The sequence below is a fragment of the Bacillus sp. SD088 genome (genome assembly GCF_017355205.1).
GTDB lineage: Bacteria > Bacillota > Bacilli > Bacillales > Bacillaceae_C > Lederbergia.
The window spans coordinates 37,551-55,129 of the sequence record NZ_JADIJK010000018.1; the positions used below are offsets into that span (position 1 = coordinate 37,551).

The following is a 17,579-nucleotide window of genomic DNA, read 5'->3' on the forward strand; positions in this document are numbered from 1 at the left end:
AAGAACATTTGCTTGTCGCATCTAATCAGCCGTCTTTCGCATTTCATGTATCTTTATCTCAGGAAACAGGATGTTGGTCAGAACGGCGTTGCGACGTACAGGATGTACCAGTGCAGACGAAGCGACAGGACGTCGCGTTTGAGCCTGCCGCCAGGATGGCGCGAATTTAGCCTTTCTTCCTAGTTCAAGGCGCTTGCAATTTTGTTCTTGCTTAGGAAACTATAAAAATGTCGCTTGTGGATAACTGTTTACATTGCGGTTGGTGTCTAGCTCCAGGCGCCATCGGCTCGAGGTCAAATAACCTGAGCCAATGAAAGGCAAAGAACGCCTTTCTTTGTCTCAGAACATTTGCTTGTCGCCGATAGGCGGGCGCCTTGCGCTTTTCTTGTTAAATAGCTTTCATTACTTTGAATTGGGCCTCTATTAAGCGATAATACTCGCCTTTGTGCACCATCAGCTCATCGTGGTTTCCTTCTTCAATAATCTCTCCGTGCTGAAGAACAAATATTTTATCAGAATCCCTAATGGTTGAAAGTCTATGTGCGATAATAATCGATGTTCTACCTTCAAGTAAAGTCTGTAAAGCTGTTTGAATTTGAACTTCTGTCTCTGTATCGATACTAGCTGTTGCTTCATCCAAAATGATAATCCGTGGATCAGCTAAAAGTGCCCTGGCAAAAGATAATAATTGCCTTTCACCAACTGATAATATATTTCCTCTTTCTTCTACTTCTGTCTCGTAGCCCATTGGTAATTTTTTAATGAACTTGTCAGCACCAATTGCTTCTGCTGCCTCCCTGACCTGTTTATCCGTTGCAGCTGGATTACCAAAGCGAATATTCTCCATGATCGTGCCGGAAAAAATAAATGTATCTTGTAAAACAACACTAATTTGCCGACGAAGTTCAGTTAAGGAAACATCTTGCAAATCCTTCCCGTCAATCCGAACCGCTCCCGCAGTTGGATCATAAAATCGAGTGATTAGATTCGCAATCGTTGATTTTCCTGAACCTGTGTGACCAACAAGAGCAATGGTTTGACCAGGCAACATTTCTAATGAAATTCCATCTAATGCTTTTCTCTTATCATCGTAGGAAAACTCCACTTTGTCAAACTGAATATGCCCTTTAATATCGCCTAATTTAAGCGGCTTTTCTTTTTCATGAACAATCGGAAGTTCATCTAAATACTCAAAAATCCGCTCAGAAGAGGCCATTGCCATTAACAATTGATTGTAAAGCTGACCAAGTCTAGATATTGGCTCCCAGAACATTCCAATATAGAAAGCAAAGGAAACGAATTGTCCAAGAGAGAGAGAGCCAGCTTGAATTAAATGAGTTCCATACCATAATAATATTCCAGTCCCAACGGCATTCGTTACATCGACTAACGGACGAAACATGGCACTTTTTCTCGTTGCCAACCGCCAAGCTTCAAAGTTTTCTGTATTGACTCCATCAAAAAAGGACATATTTTCTTTTTCTTGTGTAAAACTTTGCGTGACTCTAATCCCTTGAATACTTTCATTTAAATGTGAATTCAATTTTGATTGCTTTAATCGCATATATTGCCAAGATCGACGAATGCTTTTTCTAAGCGCTGTTGAAAGTAAAAACATCAACGGAAGGACAACTAAAACTGCTAATGTTAGCTGTGGGCTTAACGTAAATAGGATGATAATGACTCCAAAAAGCATCAATATATCCATAAATACGTTAATAACTCCGTTTGTGAACAAGTCCTGTAATGAGTTCGTATCATTCATAATCCTAACAAGAATAGAACCTGCTGAACGTTGATCAAAAAAACGATGGGACAACCCTTGAACATGGGTAAATAGATGCTTACGCAAATCATAAATCACTTTTTGTCCCAATTCATTACTCCATTTAATTCGATATATATTTGCTATATAATTTAGAAGATATAAAACTGCAATACTTGCTACAATCCACATTAAATAAGCAATGTTGCTCTCTGTATTAATCGCCTTATCCAACGCATAAACACCGATCAAAATGGGAATGACCAATCGGATTGCAGTCGTAATAAGCACAGTGATAATAGATGCTGGCAATAAGTTTTTGACATATGGACCTAAATAATTTAATAAACGATACAGCTGTTTCCAGTTAAATGATTTATCAATTAATTGTTCCGTCGAATAATGAAATCGCTCCATCACAAGCGGATTTAATTTTTTTTCTTTTTTCATCTATTACTCACCCTCCTTGCCCTTGCAAAATGGCCTTTTGATCTTGAAACTGAATTTTATATACACGTTCATATAGACCATTTCCGTGAATGAGTTCTTCATGTGTGCCTCTTTCAACGATTTTACCATTCTCTAGCACAAGTATTTTATCCGCATGTTTCAATGAAGAAATTCTGTGGGCAATGATAAATGTTGTTCTTCCATGCATTACTTCTCTCATGGCCCCTTGAATTTTAAATTCCGTTTCCATGTCTACGGCGCTTGTTGCATCATCAAGAATTAAAATACTTGGATCGAGACAAATAGCACGCGCAATGGCTATTCGCTGTTTTTGCCCTCCTGATAATCCTAGACCTCTTTCACCTAGTACAGTATCATATCCATCAGGCAATTGTATAATAAACTCATGGGCATCTGCTCTTTTTGCTGCATCAATGATATCCTCCATACTTGCATCCGGTCGACCAAAAGCAATATTCGCTTTAATCGTTGATGAAAACAGAAAGCTTTCCTGTAATACAAAACCGATATTGCTCCTTAATGCTTTCAAAGAATAGTCTTTAACATTTTTTCCATCCACAAGCACCTCACCAGATTCAGCCTCATAAAATCTCGTAATCAATTGTGTAATACTGGTTTTTCCTGATCCAGTAGCCCCAACAAGTCCAATGATCTCACCAGGTTCAGCTTCAAAGCTTATATCTGTTAAGGATAAATTATCTTCACCCGCATAGCGTAAAGAAACGTCATTAAATTCCACTCTTCCTTCAAGTCTTTCAGGTGAATAAGCATCTTCTTTGTCTGTAATATCCTCTCGTGCCTCTAAGATTTCTAATAGGCGCTCACCAGATGCTTTGGATTGCGAAAACTGATTGATGGTAAATCCTAGATTCATAATCGGCCATAAAATATATCCAACCAAACTATAAAAAGCTACTAATTCACCAGGCTTTAAAGAACCTTTGATTACAAAATATCCCCCTAGAGACAATAACGCAATTACACAGAAGTTCCCTAAAAATTCCATTAGTGGAAAATATTTCGCCCAAATATTCGAGGTAAAGATATTACGGTCCTTATAGTCTTCATTCGAGATATTGAATTTTTGATTTTGGAATTCTTCTCGTGACAATGATTTTACCGTGTTAATACCAGAAATACTCTCTTGAACATTTGTGTTCAATTTTCCAAACGAACGACGGATATTTCGAAAAGCTGGATGAACAGCCCTATCAAACTTATAAACAACGAAAAATAAAAAAGGTAATGAAATCATTGTTGCGAATGTTAATGGAACTGAATAATAAAACATAACTCCAAATGTAACGGTTAATAATAATATAAGTCTAAGAATCTCTGCGAAACCAAAGGATAAAAAGAATCGAAATGTTTCAACATCAGCTGTTAACCGTGACATTAAATCTCCAGTCTTTGCATTATCATAATAACGAAATGGCAAAAATTGCAACTTGCCATATAACACTTTTCTCATTCTATATACAGAGTTAATTCCAAATAAATCCCCCATATATTGCTGAAAAAAGGTCGCAACCGCCTTAACAATCATGATTCCAAAAAAGGCGACTGTTAAAGGAATAATCCAATCGTACTGCTGGTTTAACACAACGTTATCAATGGTCAATTGAAGAATGATTGGGTAAATAACCGTGATTGCCGTAACAAGAAACAAAAAAACTACGGATGTGATAAAGAATTTTTTATATGGCCAATAGTACTGCCTTAACTTTTTAAACGTTTGCATAAAGTCCCCTCCTCTATGGCTTTTGGCCATGATACTTAATATATCGGTTTCCGAAATAAATTTCTACTGTTTTTCAATAAATTATTTGTATTCATTCGAATATCCGATACGCTCTACAACTAAAGTTTGAATTGTTATTTTTTAGAAGAAATCTTCCACACTCCAATTAATGATGTATTTTACCTTGACTATTATAATGCTTTTCCTTTCGTCTTGCGAGGGAATTGTTTAAAAAAATAAAAAAAAGATACCCTTGAAATCATATGGGCATCTTCAAAACATATGAATGATTTTTTACTCAATGCATGCAATTTATTTAATGACTAATTTATAACCGTTTAACCCCTTGCTTTACAGGTCATATGCAATAGGTTTTTGCTCAATGGTATGTAATTAGCTTTGGTTAGAATCATCTCATCAAGGATGTTTATTCGAGATAAATGTTTGAACCACATCGACAAATGCTTTGACTTGACGAAGTTCGAAAACAGATTCATATCCTAATAACCATGTATCACGATTGATTGCCTGTTGTTTATCATCTAATAACGGAATTTTAAAAACATCTGTTTCTGAACCAGAAAGAGTAATCGCAGGTAAGATGGCATAACCTATGCCATTATATGTCATTTGCTTACAAGTTTCGATTTGGTCTACCACAATGGTCCGCCTGGGAAAAGTTTGAAATTGGCGATGCCACCAATCTTGAATTTCTTGATAATAGGTTGAGTCGCTTTTGAATTGAATAAAAGGACGTTCTGTTTCTAATACCTCTTCCACTTTTTGAATTTCACGATCCACTAAATAGAGCTGATCTTCAAAAAGGTGATGTTTTATTCCTTTCCAATCTGTAGCTCCCCTTATAATCCCGATATGAACCTCACCTTCATATAGACTCTTTAGGATTTCACTACTCCAGCCTGTTATTAAAGAAACTTTCGCGTATGGATAAATACGAAGAAACTCTTTTAATACTTTTGGCAGCCAATTTTGACCTACAATTGAAGCACAAGCAATTTTTAATGTTCCATGCACATGGGTATGAAGGGATTGCAGTTCTTCAAATACCCGATTTTGTTTCTCTATTATATTCTTTGCAAAATTGACAACAATTTCTCCAGAGGGTGTAAGAATCAATCCTTTTTGCGTTCGGAGAAATAAGGCAACGCCCCAATATTTTTCGATATTTTGTAGACGCTGGGATAATGCCGGTTGTGATACAAATAATTTTTCTGCTGCCTTACGCATATTCGCTTCCTTTGCAAGCACGACAAGCAGCTGATAGTCAGATAAAGACATTTGTATCTTCCTTTCACCATTTTAGAGGATGTTCACAAAGAAAGGAGCAAATGAAACTTCAACCAGTGGGGTTTTCTCTTATCTCCTACTGATTTCAGAAGATCAAAGGCTATTTTGAAACCCTGTTGTAAACGCCTTTGTGACCTGCATCCTACAGGTCTGAACCAATTGGGCCTTTATTCAAAAAAGTGGAAGCGCCTGTCCAGCGACGTACAAATTTAATTAATAAGGATGAAAAGCTAAATTCGCACCGTCCTGGCGTTTCGCTCTGCTGCACTAGTACTTCCTGTATGCCTGAGATAAAGATATATGAAATGCGAAAGACGGCTGATTAGGAGCTCGATAACACGGCGAACCATGAGTCGATGTTGATTTACGCAAACAGAAGCAGAAAGTTTGCTAGTCGCTATGCGCTGAAGATAGGTTAGTCCCCACCTTTGCTTCCCCGTCTTCTCTAAAGCCTTGAGGTGGGGGTTTACTGCCGTTGATGCGGGATAAACAGGTTAAGTTCACCTTGGGGCTTTAAAGATTGACGTCAGCGTAATCGCCGACTTGGTCCTTTTTGAACATCTTTAAGCAACAAAAATATCAGCTCCCTTAACGGGAGCCATCTTTATACATGATTTAATTTACCTAGATAATTTTTCAATTCCTTTAAAAGAACTCTTCTTGTAAAGATTCCTTCAAAAAAACCTTCACGATCTTCAACACATAAAAAAGGATAATCAATCAACAAATCAAGTGCTTTTTCAAACTCTTCGTCCACTTGTATTTTTGGAATTTGAATTTGCATTACATCTTCAACTTTTTTATCGCTTAATTTCTCAAACTCAATTCGTTCTAATCCAAGTATGGATTCTGTAATAAGAGGAGAACTAATCAATCCATGTAGCTTAAATCGTGCATCTAAAACTGGAATAGCGGAATAACCACTTTTTGTTAAGACTAATAAAGCATGTTCCAAGTTATTCCCGATTTGCACATGCGCAACTTTTTCGGCTGGAATTATATAATCACTTATTTGTGGGTTCATGTTTTGATGACTTTGTAAGGAAATCATTCCAATCCCTCATCTCTTTATAATCTTCATTCTTCCCCATTTTAACATAAACCCGAAAAGAAAACGCTTTATTTGATGTATTTTTAACGAATTTTTAAGAACTGGGTGTTTTAGGAACGTTCTTTCTCTTCTTGGACCATGTCAAAGATCTCTATCGCAGCCATATCAATATCATCAAATTGGTATTTCTGTTTGTCATGATCTTTACTATATTCCTCCACCTCGTATGTGTGAGAAGCAGGGAAATATTTCACCTGACATAGAATTTTTTGATTCACTTCAAATAATCGTTGGGGAATTTCCTCTTGATCCCCATTATTTTGCATGGTTTGAAGCCTTTGTATAATGCTTACTAATTGTGACATTGTTAAACTCCTTTCTTGAAAGACAATGTAATTATAAAAGACTTGAGAACCTGAATGCAAACCTCATGATTAAAAGTTAAGGTAGTCAGAAAATAGTGGATTTTTCGAATGCCGCTAATAGGGCTGGTACATAGCTGCAATGCTAAGGTTTAAAAACCAACAATTACCTTAGTGAAGAAATATATTTAGGCTCCTGCGGAAAGTAAATCTTCGGCAGATTCCAGGAGCCGAAGTATATTCCGAAGCGAGTTTTATACACACTGGTAGTTCGTTTTTTCCTTTGGTGAAAAAAACTTTTGTCCCAGCCCTACATGATAATCCGAATCCCCATTTATTCTTGATTTAAGAAGGCTTCATTTGTATAATTCCAAAACACAGGAAATATATTTTGAATAGTGACAACAGAACGTAGGCTTGATTCAAACATTTCGTTCGTTTGTCCCTGCGTTCGTTTATTACTTTCTGACTGTGCTTCCTGTATTATCTCTTCTGGTACAACCCATAGGACATCAGCAATTTTCCAATCCTTTTCTTTCGTTAATCGTACGCCTTGATAACTGTCGGAAAATTTGACGGGTCCTTCATGTTCGTTAATCTTTTCAATAATATACAATTGATTTTTATATTCGATCATCTTTGTTCTGTCACTGTAAGAAAAGTAAGGAATATAATAGAGAGCAAAGTCCGTCCCATGGGTCTGATAGCCCTCTTCAGTCTTCACTATATTTTCTTCTATAAATTGGTCAATAAATGATTCAGTAAAATAAGGTGCCATTTTTTGTTCAATTTCTGATATGGATCTCCCTTTTTCGCTTAAACTAACTTGTACGTTAAAAGCTTTTTGCATAAACTCAAAAAAATCGAACTGATTTTCTTCAGCATCGACGTTTGCTACACTTCCTAATAGAAAAGAAATACTCATAAAACATCCAATTACGATCTTCCTATACATTTCTTTCACCTCATAAAGTATATCTCGTATAGTATTCTTTACCCTCTTAACAGCCCTACTCCCTGATTCTTTAGACTTATTTTCAACATATTTCAGGATATCAGCAAATTTGCGATTTTGCTTTGTCCTTATCTTTCTTTTTGAACTCAACAATGGTATAATGGTAGTAAATATTAATGGAAAGGTGTACATTGTATGGATGAACAAGCCAATAAAGCAATGGAACTCTCTGTTACCAATCTTTCACAGGCTATTTTTACGGTCAACCGCCATGCCAAATCAGCAATAAATCCAAAATATTTATACATTTTAAAAAAAAATGCTCTTCATAAAATGATCCAAGAGCAGAAAGCCACAAAGATCGGCCTCCACTTTTCGAGGAATCCCAAGTTTAGCCAACAGCAATCAGATGTCTTAGTAGAGTGTGGAGATTACTTATTCCATATACCACCCACTAAAAATGATTTTGGAGAACTCCCTCATCTCGGGCATTTGAATCAGCAATCCCGCAACCCAAAAACCCGCATGTCCCTTAATACAGCCAAACGACTTCTTCAGAAATATACCGGTATAAAAGAAAACAAAGACCCAAATTCTACCAATACACAAAAACCAGTATTCAAGAAACTGGGAGATAGCTTTTTCTAACGATCTAAGCAATGATCCCTTTGGTATTTTTATTTATTGAAAGGCAAAACGGATCCCAAATTTAATCGGGATCCGTTTTCTGTTACGCTCTCTTACTATAAAATATATTGATCGATTTTTGCAACTAGCTTATCTATGTCTGGTTTAGCAATTTGGTCCACAGCGCCTACCGCTTGTCCCCTATGAAATAGATCTTCTGTAATAAGAGATGAGAAGATAATAACAGGTAACCCCGCGAGTTGCGGGTTTTCTTTCAGTCTCCTCGTTAAATGGTGACCATCCATTTGTGGCATTTCAATATCAGTAATCACTAATTGAATTTCTTTAAGAACGTCATTTCCTTGCGCTAATATCGTCTCTAAATAATGTAATGCCTCTCTTCCATTCTCGAAAAATTCAATTTGTTCATAACCAGCGACAGCTAAAGTATCTGCAAGTAATTTCCTTAGTAATGGGGAGTCTTCAACAACCATTAACCTTTTTCCCGAACGTTCTTTTCGATCTACTTTTTTTAATTTAGAAGGATGAATACCGGCTTCTGGATTAATATCCACCATAATTTTCTCAAAATCTAACATTAAAATCATCTTATCATTCTCTTTAATGACGCCAATTACATTCGAAGAGTCTAGCGCATATAAATTGGAAGGTTTCTCTATTTTATTCCATGATATTCGTAGAATACGATCTACATTATGAACATGAAAAACAACTTGTTTGCTATTAAATTCTGTAACAATGTACTTATCCTGTGAAGAATCGCGATCAGATTCACTCTCCATTCCTAAGGAGCGCTCCAAACTCACCACAGGCAGCACCTCTCCACGCAATTGAATAATTCCCAATAGATATGGATGTGAGTGTGGTATGGGCATCGGAGAGCTTGGAAGAATAATTTCTCTCACCTTTAATACATTTATACCAAATACATGATGATTAATCTTGAACTGAATGATTTCCAGCTCATTGGTGCCACTTTCTAATAATATTTCTGACTGATCCTTCACAATTGTTTTCCTACCTTTCTATGACCCACTATCTTCCATGGATAAATTCCAATATTTTATCAAAGCTTGCGTACCACTGTTTTCTTCTCCTTGTTCAGCAAGAGAATCATATAATGTTTTTGCAAGTTCTAAACCAGGCAAACGAAGGGACATCTTCTCTGCCTCCTCAAGGGCAATTCCCATATCTTTAATAAAATGTTTAATAAAAAATCCCGGGGAGTAATCTTGCTTTATGACTCTTGGAATTAAATTTGACATCGACCAGCTTCCTGCCGCCCCATTACGAATTGATTTTAATACGGTTTCCGGATCGAGTCCTGCATGTTCAGCATAGACAAAAGCTTCTGTTACGCCAACCATATTGGAGGCAATAGCAATTTGATTACACATTTTTGTATGCTGTCCTGATCCCTCCGGCCCTTGATAGACTATATTTTCACCAAGTGTGGATAAGAGTGAATGGCATTCTTGAAACGTTTGCCGATCCCCTCCAACCATGATCGATAAAGTTCCCTTTTTAGCTCCGATATCCCCACCAGACACCGGGGCATCTAATGCATGAACCTCCCTCTTTTTCCCTTCTTCATAAATCTTTTTAGCTAAAGATGGTGTAGATGTCGTCATATCGATCACAATCGATCCTGCTTTTATTCCAGCGTAAATCCCTTGTTCACCAAAATAGATATTTTCTACATCTTTTGGATATCCAACCATTGTAATTATTATTTCGGTATTCCCGGCCATTTCTTTAGGATTTTCTACCCACTTTGCTCCTTCAGCAATTAATCTCTTCGCCTTTTCTTTCGTTCTTGTGTAAACATTAACTGAATATCCATTAGCCATTAAGTTTCTCGCCATACTTTCTCCCATAACCCCTAAACCAATAAATCCAATCATTTCTTTTTTGTGATTCATATTTTTCATCCTCCCCATGATATTAAACGGATCTTAATTTCCCCCATCAACAAAAAAGCTACTACCTGTCATATATGTATTAGCCTCTGAAGAGAGAAAGATGACTACTTTCGCAAATTCCTCTGGCGTCCCCGAGCGCCCTAATGGAATACTCTCTTCGGCAGATTTTTTAATTTCTTTTACATTAACGTCCTTTTTATTAGCGTTTATTTCATCTAATTGGGATACTCTGTCTGTTAATATTCTACCGGGTGCAACTGTATTTACTAAAATATGATAAGGGGCTAATTCATCTGCTAATGTTTTCGCTAAACCATTATCCCCATTCTGAATGTGTTGTACAAGATAAGACCTGGAATCGGTTCACGTATCGAAGACGAAGCTATATTAATAATACGTCCTCCTTGTTCTTTCAAGTAAGGTAATGCTGCTCGGATAATACGTACATAGGATAATAAATTAAGTTCGAATGCTGATTGCCAATCTTCATCCTGAAAATCTTCAAATCCACCAGCAGGAGGACCACCAGCATTATTAATTAATATATCAAGACCACCTAACTCCTTAATCGTTTCATCCATCACCGCTTGAATTTGACCAGGCTCTGTAATATCACAAGTAGTAATTTTTACTTTTCCTTGTCGAAAATGCTCAAATTCCGTTTGGACTTCTCTAAGGCTTTCCATATTTCTACTTGCTAACATTACATCAGCATCTTCTTTTACAAATAATTCCGCGATGGCTTTCCCCAAGCCTTGACTTGATGCGATAACCAATACACGTTTCCCTCTTAAGCCCATCTCCCATCCTAAACACCCTTTCTTGTTGTTAAGAAAACTATAAAATTGTCGTTTGTGGATAAGTTGTAATTTGAGTTTTGTCATCCAGCTCCAGCGCCTAGCCCCTCGAGGTCAAATAACCCTGAACCTATGAAGGGAAAAAGCCCCTTCCTAGGTTCAGGAACATTTGCTTGTCGGGGCTGATCAAGGCGCTTGCGCTTTTGTTCTTGATAATCTAATTAGAATTTCATCATCTTTAAAAACAAAAAAAGCGCTGGATATTAGTCCAGCGTAAAAAGGGGGAAAAATGAGAATGAATGAATCGTATCATTCAATCATAGTTATTGTATACCACTTAACGCCAATATATACACTTGACTTTTAATTACAAGTAGATTACATTTTTATTTCTTTTTTTACAAACCTTTTATAATGTTGCACAATTTCACAAGTTGGATTAATGTGTACATCTCCATTAAATCCATCAACGATAAGCAAATCTCCTTGTTTGATAACGGATGTTGCCTCTATAGTCCCGACAACAGCTGGTATTTCAATTGACCTTGCCATGATTGCCGAATATGAAGTATGCCCGCCATTATTTGTCGTGAAACCTTGTACAAATTGTGTGTTTAATTGTGCGGTATCAGAAGGAGTTAAATCCTCCGCTACGATGACCACTTCCTCAGCTACTAAACCAGGATTAGGGATTTTCACGCCTAATAAATGACTTAAAACCCGCTTGGATACGTCCTTAATATTTGTAGCCCTTTCTTTCATATATTCATTTTCAAGCTGTTCAAAAAAATGAACAAAATGATTTGTCGTTTCTGTTAGAGCAGTTTCAGCGTTCACTTTGTTATCCGATATGCCTCCTGTAATCGCTGTCAATAATTCAGGATCACTTAAAACTAGGAGATGTGCGTCAAAAATAGCCGCCTCATCTTCCCCTATTAATTTTATAGTCTGTTGACGTATTAATTCTAGGTCAGATTTAGCGGCATTTAATGCTGAGTGAAGACGATGAACCTCTTCCTCAGCATCCGAGATAGCGATTTTCTTAAAAGAAAGATCTGGTTGAGCAAGTAGATATGCTTTTCCGCTGGCAATTCCACTAGATGCTGCTATCCCTTTTAATAAAGTTGACATTATTTCGCAAGGCCTTCTTTTTCAAGCAATTCTTCAATACCAGCCATTGCCTCTTTCTCATCACTTCCATCTATACTGATCGTGATTACAGTATCTTTGGCAATTCCAAGGGACATAACCCCCATGATCGACTTAAGGTTTACCTTTTTGTCCTTAAATCCTAGTTGGATATCTGAAGAATATCTGCTTGCTGTTTGAACAAGTACAGTTGCTGGTCTTGCGTGAATTCCAGTATCTGCTGTTACAGTGAATTGCTTTTCAATCATTTACATCGTCTCCTTTTTGACTAAGTTAAAAGTACCCTCAGTACAAAATTAGCTAATTTTGCCTGTTTCGTCAATCTTTGAGCAACAAAAATCAAAGAAATTTAATCTTTTTTTATCTTTTCCCTATTTTTCTTAGTTTTATTTGAAAAAACAGCGACAATTTTTCTTCTTGCACTTTTTTAAGAAGTAGTGCAAAATATGAAGAAATAATTAATAAATGATTTTAGAAACATCATCCAGATACCTTAAAAATCATGAAAGTGGATAAAATGAAACCTTCCTGTTGACCTGAAGAAATCAGGCTTTTACTGGCTGTTGATCCTTGACTTACCATTCTTAGTTTTCCACAAATTCTAAAGTGAAGGGCTTACAGCCAATGAATGCGGGAGAAATAAACAAGGGAGAGATTGGATTGAAAATTGCTGAAATCGGAGACATTGTTGAATTTAAAGACGGCTTTCAAGGAATTGTAGAGAAGGTAAATGAGAATTCTGTTATTGTTGATTTAACGTACATGGAAAATTATCGTGATTTTGATTTAGAAGAAAAAACAGTCATCAACCATAAAAACTATAAAATTATTAAGGGTTCTCTTAGTGTATAATTACTACTGTTTAATTAAAAGCTTTTACAGCTAATTATAGATGACGAGAAAATCTATAAAAACGAAGGGCGGTTCATTTTTCCCCTTCGTTTTTTCGTTATCAGAAACGTATTAGTTCACTCCTTTTTACGTTAACTGCTTCAAGAGCTTAAAGTAAAGTTGTAAACATCTATTTTTTTCAACCTTACTTATTTTTCACTGGCTTCAACCATAATAATAATAAAAAAATCAAACTGATATAACCGAATAAAGGATATAAAAGACCGAGGAGCTGTCCGTAATCAATTCTCCCGATTATATAAATGACTGCAATCATCATAATATAAATCCAAATACTTTTTAGTGAGAAAAATTGACTTATTTGTCTTTCAATCCCATACATATTACCAATCAAAGAAGTAAAGATCTCCCCATATATAATAAATAAATACAGAAAATAAAACCCACTCATCGCATTTTTTACAATAGTCGCCATTGGGATATCATAGATTAAAAGGTCTGGAAGTGTCGATAAAGTTATATGACTCGAAATTAAGATGATCGTTAGCAGCCCCCCGCCTATGAACCCACCAAGCTTTACAGTTGCTTTATCATTGACCTCGGTCGCTACAGGAACTAGTACGGCTTGGGCTAATGTGAGATTAAAAGCGGCATATGAAAATGCTGAACCAACTGCTTTCCAAGTGTGATCCATACTCACAAAGGAAAATAAACTTGACCATAATAAGGGAGAAGAAAGAGAGGTGTACATTAATAATAAATTAAAAATAATAAGGGTGGGAACAACGAATATGTTTACAGCAAATAAGCCTTTCAATCCACCCCATAAGACGATCAAGCACAGGATAATTGTCATCACAGACCCAGTTGTTTTTCCCCATCCTAATTGCTCTACAAATAAAGCCTCTGCTCCCGAAAGCATGACTCCACATACACCCACCAACATCGCAGTCATTAAGATATTCATCACTTTTCCAAATGTTTGTCCAAATAAATCATTGTTTAACTCCATAAAAGAAGTCGCTTGTATATCAATTGCTTTTGTCATCACCTTCATTCCAAAAAAGATGAACAAATATCCTGCGACTAATATGGACATCAGTCCAAACAATCCATATTGGGTAAAAAATTCTACAATCTCTTTACCGGTCGCAAAGCCTGCCCCGATAACGGTTCCTACATACACTGCTGCTATCTGAAAAGCCCCTGTCCACTTATTCAATTTACTGCCCCACTTCATCTTATTTTTGCCTTTCGAAATTTAGGAATCATTTTTATATCTATATGATCCTTTTTAAAAAAAATCATAAAAAGTGACTTTTTTACTTGAAAGTCAAAAAAGGTCAGTGTATAATAAAGCCATAAGGTCGAAATTGGTCAAAGTTTTCTTGCTGACCTTCACCTTTTTTACTATCAATTAGTCAAAGTTAGTTAAAATCAAACAACGACTAAACAATGGAGGATTGATGATGCATGTTATGTGCTAAATGTCAAGCAAACCAAGCAAAGATCCATCTTCATCTAAATGTCAATGGACAAAAACAAACATTGCCTTTATGTCAAGATTGTTATATACAGGAAAAGGAAAAATTGGGAGCTTCTATGGGAAATCCTTTTAATGGTTTTGGTGGTTTGGAAGACTTATTTGACAACTTTTCTCAAAATAGTCAAGGCCATTCACAACAAGCTGCCAAAACTTCGACAAAACAAAATGGTTTTCTAGATCAATTTGGTCGTAACCTAAATCATGCTGCAAAGGCTGGTTTAATTGATCCAATCATTGGAAGAGATGAGGAAATAAAAAGAACGATTGAGATACTCAATCGCCGAAATAAAAATAATCCAGTCCTAATTGGTGAACCAGGTGTTGGGAAGACCGCCATTGCAGAAGGACTAGCTCTAAAAATTATCCAACAGGATGTGCCTGCCAAATTAAAAAATAAAGAGGTTTATTTACTTGATGTAGCCTCATTAGTAGCCAATACAGGGATCCGTGGACAATTTGAAGAACGGATGAAACAATTAATAACGGAATTACAGGAACGCAAAAATATTCTAGTCTTTATTGATGAAATTCATTTATTAGTTGGTGCTGGCTCAGCTGAAGGATCGATGGATGCCGGAAATATTCTTAAACCAGTTCTTGCTCGTGGTGAATTGCAGGTCATTGGAGCAACAACATTGAAAGAGTATAGACAAATCGAAAAGGATGCTGCACTGGAAAGACGTTTTCAACCAGTACAAATTCAAGAACCTTCTCTAGAAAAGTCTTTGGACATTTTGTTCGGATTAAAAGAACAATATGAAAAATATCATCAAGTTCAATATAGTGATGAAGCTTTGAAAGCATGTGTCGATTTATCTGCTCGCTATATTCAAGATCGATATCTCCCCGACAAAGCCATTGATTTGATGGATGAAGCCGGTTCTAAACTTAATTTGACCATTAAGGATGAATCTCATGAAGCCATCCATCAACGACTTGCTGAAATCGATAAAGAAAAGCAAACTACTTTAAAGCAAGAAAACTATGAACTTGCAGCTAAATTAAGAGACGAAGAGGTAGAACTAGAGCACAAACTAAATACTACAACTTCTTCTGAATCACAGCTTACCGTCCATCCTGAGGATATCCAAAGCATTATTGAAAGGAAAACAGGAATTCCAGTAGGAAAGTTACAAAGTGATGAACAACAAAAAATGAAGGAACTAGAAAAGAATTTAACAGCGCGAGTGATTGGGCAAGCTGAAGCCGTTAAAAAAGTTGCAAAAGCCATCCGTCGCAGCCGTGCTGGACTAAAAGACGAATATCGTCCAATTGGTTCATTTCTTTTTGTCGGTCCTACAGGGGTTGGGAAAACGGAATTAGCGAAAACTTTAACGGAAGAACTTTTCGGTACAAAAGAAGCCTTCGTTCGCCTAGATATGAGCGAATATATGGAAAAACATAGTGTGTCAAAATTAATTGGTTCACCTCCAGGCTATGTTGGCCATGACGAAGCAGGTCAATTAACTGAAAAGGTTCGCCGTAATCCTTACAGCATTATTCTATTAGATGAAATTGAAAAAGCTCACCCTGATGTCCAACATATGTTTTTACAAATCCTTGAAGATGGTCGACTCACAGATAGTCAAGGTAGAACTGTAAGTTTCAAAGATACGGTCATTATTATGACTAGTAACGCCGGAATTACTGAAAAACCAATTCATGTCGGCTTTCATCAAAGTGCAGCAATGAAGGAGACAAGTATCCTGCAATCTCTCGGCTCGTTTTTCAAACCAGAGTTTTTAAACCGATTTGATAGCATTGTTGAGTTCAATTTATTAGAAAAGAATGATTTACTTCAAATTATTCAGTTGCTTTTAGATGAGCTCCAACATAAATTGCGTGCACATGATATGCATTTGGACATAACTGATGAGGTGAAAGAAAAATTACTTGAGGTTGGCTACCACCCTGATTTTGGGGCACGTCCACTTCGTAGAGCGATTCAAGAACAACTTGAAGATCAAATAGCCGATTTGGTCCTTGATCACAACCACGAAAAACATTTAAAAGCAATTGTAGAGGACCAAAAGATAACGATTGTTTCACAGTCTCATGAATAATGAATTTCCCATCTCGTTATCCAATCAACTGTCAGTGAATCATTACCAAAGAAAGAGATTGCCGCTTCCAAAAAGTGGCAATCTCTTTCTCTTTTTTAAAATGCTAGATAACGGAGATTATAGTAATGTTTCAGCTCCGTCGATATAAATTTCTGATCCCGTAATATGGCTTGAAGCATCTGATGCTAAAAAGTGGATAAGGTCAGCCACCTGTTCTGGTTGTCCAGGTGCATCTTCAAGTGGATGACTTCCTTCCGGATATTGAACAGGGATTTTAACCTTTTGCAATTTATCTTGCTCAGGATGAGTATTTTCGCCAATATTCGTTTCAATAGCGCCTGGACAAATAATATTCACACGAATCTTGTAAGAGGCCAATTCCAAAGCAGCCATTTTCCCAAAGGCCATTTGTCCAGCTTTTGAGCTGCTGTATGCAGACATCCCTGTTCCAGAAAACTTCCGATTGCCGTTGATTGAACTTGTAATAATGATACTCCCTCCCTCTTCTTTTAAGTGAGGAATAGAATATTTGACAGTTAAAAAAGTACTTTTTAAGTTGGTTGTCAGCGTATGATCCCATTCTTCCGGCTCGAAATCTTCAATTGGGGTCACAACACCATTGATTCCTGCATTTGCAAAAACAATATCAAGTCTTGCAAATTCCGCCATCACTTGTTTCATCCCAGCTTCAACTCTTTCAGGATCTGATAAATCAACATCTACATTCATAGCTTTGGACCCTATATTCTCAATCTCTTGCTTTATTTTCTCTGCTTTTTCTTCTTTTAAGTCGAATAATGCAACAGATGCTCCTGCTTTCGCTAATTGTATAGCACTGGCAGCCCCAATTCCTGAAGATGCTCCAGTTACAATCGCAACTTTACCGGTTAAGGACATTTTTTTACTCTCCATGTAAAATCCCTCCTCAGCGGTAAGTTTACCCAGACTT

Annotated in this window: 14 protein-coding genes and 2 pseudogenes; 3 read left to right on the plus strand and 13 right to left on the minus strand. The window is 36.7% G+C overall.

The window, feature by feature from the left end; translation table 11 throughout:
- Positions 1-388: 388 nt before the first annotated feature.
- The 6 genes from IPU53_RS15955 to IPU53_RS15980 form a co-directional block, all read right to left on the minus strand.
- On the minus strand, positions 389-2,215 hold the full coding sequence (locus IPU53_RS15955; protein WP_207452018.1) for an ABC transporter ATP-binding protein: 1,827 nt from the start codon (positions 2,213-2,215) through the stop codon (positions 389-391).
- Between the two features lie 7 nt (positions 2,216-2,222).
- Positions 2,223-3,977, minus strand: coding sequence for an ABC transporter ATP-binding protein (locus IPU53_RS15960; RefSeq protein ID WP_207452019.1), 1,755 nt, complete (start codon positions 3,975-3,977; stop codon positions 2,223-2,225).
- Between the two features lie 417 nt (positions 3,978-4,394).
- Entirely contained in the window at positions 4,395-5,276 is an 882-nt protein-coding gene (locus IPU53_RS15965; RefSeq protein WP_207452020.1) for a LysR family transcriptional regulator, read from the minus strand.
- Positions 5,277-5,889: 613 nt separating this feature from the next.
- A complete protein-coding gene (gene cbpB, locus IPU53_RS15970; protein ID WP_207452021.1) occupies positions 5,890-6,336 on the minus strand; it encodes a cyclic-di-AMP-binding protein CbpB in 447 nt (148 codons plus the stop codon).
- 110 nt (positions 6,337-6,446) lie between these two features.
- On the minus strand, positions 6,447-6,701 hold the full coding sequence (locus IPU53_RS15975) for a YkuJ family protein (protein WP_207452022.1): 255 nt from the start codon (positions 6,699-6,701) through the stop codon (positions 6,447-6,449).
- A gap of 331 nt (positions 6,702-7,032) precedes the next feature.
- Positions 7,033-7,653: a DUF3993 domain-containing protein gene (locus tag IPU53_RS15980; protein ID WP_207452023.1), complete on the minus strand. Its 621-nt coding sequence runs from the start codon at positions 7,651-7,653 to the stop codon at positions 7,033-7,035.
- A gap of 195 nt (positions 7,654-7,848) precedes the next feature.
- Here IPU53_RS15980 and IPU53_RS15985 point away from each other — a divergent pair, with 195 nt between their 5' ends.
- Positions 7,849-8,301: a YkyB family protein gene (locus IPU53_RS15985; protein WP_207452024.1), complete on the plus strand. Its 453-nt coding sequence runs from the start codon at positions 7,849-7,851 to the stop codon at positions 8,299-8,301.
- Between the two features lie 95 nt (positions 8,302-8,396).
- On the opposite strand, the gene IPU53_RS15990 is transcribed toward IPU53_RS15985, so the two are convergent.
- The 5 genes and pseudogenes from IPU53_RS15990 to IPU53_RS16010 all read right to left on the minus strand — a co-directional run bounded on the left by IPU53_RS15990 (position 8,397) and on the right by IPU53_RS16010 (position 12,417).
- Complete coding sequence (locus tag IPU53_RS15990; protein WP_313886506.1) at positions 8,397-9,308, minus strand: chemotaxis protein; 912 nt, start codon at positions 9,306-9,308, stop codon at positions 8,397-8,399.
- Between the two features lie 18 nt (positions 9,309-9,326).
- Complete coding sequence (locus tag IPU53_RS15995; protein ID WP_242698344.1) at positions 9,327-10,223, minus strand: NAD(P)-dependent oxidoreductase; 897 nt, start codon at positions 10,221-10,223, stop codon at positions 9,327-9,329.
- Positions 10,224-10,256: 33 nt separating this feature from the next.
- Positions 10,257-11,023, minus strand: a pseudogene (locus IPU53_RS16000) (SDR family oxidoreductase).
- A 402-nt stretch (positions 11,024-11,425) separates the two neighbouring features.
- Positions 11,426-12,151: pseudogene (locus tag IPU53_RS16005) on the minus strand (phosphoenolpyruvate-utilizing N-terminal domain-containing protein); the annotation flags it as partial.
- A complete protein-coding gene (locus tag IPU53_RS16010) occupies positions 12,151-12,417 on the minus strand; it encodes a phosphocarrier protein HPr (protein ID WP_242698345.1) in 267 nt (88 codons plus the stop codon). The pseudogene IPU53_RS16005 and the gene IPU53_RS16010, both read right to left, overlap by 1 nt.
- A gap of 412 nt (positions 12,418-12,829) precedes the next feature.
- On the opposite strand from IPU53_RS16010, the gene IPU53_RS16015 reads away from it, so the two are divergent.
- Positions 12,830-13,021, plus strand: coding sequence for a YkvS family protein (locus tag IPU53_RS16015; RefSeq protein ID WP_207452027.1), 192 nt, complete (start codon positions 12,830-12,832; stop codon positions 13,019-13,021).
- A gap of 184 nt (positions 13,022-13,205) precedes the next feature.
- Here the strand turns inward: IPU53_RS16015 and IPU53_RS16020 are convergent, their stop codons facing one another.
- A complete protein-coding gene (locus IPU53_RS16020) occupies positions 13,206-14,243 on the minus strand; it encodes a YkvI family membrane protein (RefSeq protein WP_207452028.1) in 1,038 nt (345 codons plus the stop codon).
- Between the two features lie 251 nt (positions 14,244-14,494).
- Here IPU53_RS16020 and IPU53_RS16025 point away from each other — a divergent pair, with 251 nt between their 5' ends.
- Positions 14,495-16,630 (plus strand): ATP-dependent Clp protease ATP-binding subunit, encoded by a 2,136-nt coding sequence (locus IPU53_RS16025; RefSeq protein ID WP_207452029.1) that lies wholly within the window; start codon positions 14,495-14,497, stop codon positions 16,628-16,630.
- Between the two features lie 117 nt (positions 16,631-16,747).
- Here the strand turns inward: IPU53_RS16025 and IPU53_RS16030 are convergent, their stop codons facing one another.
- Positions 16,748-17,527, minus strand: coding sequence for an SDR family oxidoreductase (locus IPU53_RS16030; protein ID WP_207452080.1), 780 nt, complete (start codon positions 17,525-17,527; stop codon positions 16,748-16,750).
- Between the last annotated feature and the right edge of the window lie 52 nt (positions 17,528-17,579).